Genomic DNA, 213 nt, shown 5'->3' on the forward strand with positions numbered 1-213 from the left:
ACGACGCAGATCACGGATGCGGGTGCATTGACGCTGGGCACGTTGAGCACGGGCGCGCTGACGGCGATCAGCACGGGAGCGCTGAACCTGGGTAGCGGCAGCATTGGCGGCAACCTGCAGGCGACCAGCAACAACGGTGCGGTCAGCGAGAGCGGCGCACTGGCGGTGAGCGGCACGAGCAACATCAATGCGGGGACGGGCGCGATCACGCTG

Annotated in this window: 1 protein-coding gene; it reads left to right on the forward strand. The window is 67.6% G+C overall.

Features of this window, described 5'->3' with window-relative positions; translation table 11 throughout:
* On the forward strand, positions 1 to 213 hold a 213-nt coding region (locus B0E46_RS17575), incomplete at both ends, for a hypothetical protein (RefSeq protein WP_168171098.1).

Source organism: Rhodanobacter sp. B04, from assembly GCF_002001125.1.
Taxonomy (GTDB): domain Bacteria; phylum Pseudomonadota; class Gammaproteobacteria; order Xanthomonadales; family Rhodanobacteraceae; genus Rhodanobacter.